Source organism: Thiolapillus sp., from assembly GCF_048562965.1.
GTDB classification, from domain to species: domain Bacteria; phylum Pseudomonadota; class Gammaproteobacteria; order Chromatiales; family Chromatiaceae; genus Thiolapillus; species Thiolapillus brandeum_A.
Genome location: NZ_JBHNMF010001001.1, coordinates 1 through 1,018, shown reverse-complemented (window position 1 = coordinate 1,018; position 1,018 = coordinate 1). Strand labels below are relative to the sequence as shown.

The following is a 1,018-nucleotide window of genomic DNA, read 5'->3' as shown; positions in this document are numbered from 1 at the left end:
GACTGACTGACTGACTGAACTTTTATTACACAAGGATAGAGGTTAAGGCACAAATGCCTGTCGAGCAACCTGTCCTTGATACAAATTACAAACACTTAAAAATAATACGAACTTTGCCAAAAACGACGATGATAAAAACGAGTATAACTATAGCAATCATAGTAGCATATACAGGGGAAAATAACATAAAGTACCTACGAGAAAAAGCAAACAATCAAAAGACAAAACAGGGTGGTAGGGGGAGGAGGGGGTGAGGTGATCAGAGTACAAAACAATTAAACAGAGCATTTATCACCAGAAAGCATGTAATTAAACAAGACTGAAAAAGTTAAGTGAAGACAAGTGAAGTTGCAAACTCAGACGTAATCTAATACTGTATATAACTAAGTAGAAAAGAACGGCAAACAAAAACAGAAGATACAGAAGGAAGAAAGCGTCAAATACACACACATAATCAATATGAATCCTAATATTAACAAGGTTCACAATAAAATAAAATTAAAAAAAAGAGTATACACAGTCACAAATAAGCCGATGTGAAATAACAATCATGGTTATGAACAGTAGAGTAAAGCATGAAACAGAGCATAAAACCATGGAAATATAGACATACATACATGCATTCATAAACAGGAAGTTACATAACTATTACATTTTGTGTCTGAGCCATTTGCCGAGCTGCGTTTTGAAGCTGATGAGTGTACCGCAGGAAGTTATATATGTTGGAATAGAGTTCCAAAGGGACGCACCTGCGAAAGAAAAGCTGGTTTTAAACAGGTCTATTCTGGGTTTGGGCAGTATTATAGGTCGCGATGGGGCACGACTGTTGTGGCAAATAAAAAGGTCTTTGAGATACTGGGGTGCCAGATTTCGAAAAGCTTTGAAGACTAGCACAGCTTTATTTAACATGAGCTTTTCTCGAAGTGGGAGTAGTCCCAAGTGCTGTAGCTTAGCATCGGTTGTTAACGATAAATCGGGCATCATCAACTTTGCAGCTCTTCTATGAAGAGAATTAAGT

Annotated in this window: 1 protein-coding gene; it reads right to left on the bottom strand. The window is 37.1% G+C overall.

Going from position 1 to position 1,018, the window contains the following annotated elements; all coding sequences use genetic code 11:
• Positions 1 to 648 precede the first annotated feature (648 nt).
• A partial coding sequence (locus tag ACOCD2_RS21790; protein WP_419626108.1) for a hypothetical protein occupies positions 649 to 1,018 on the bottom strand: 370 nt, incomplete at its 5' end.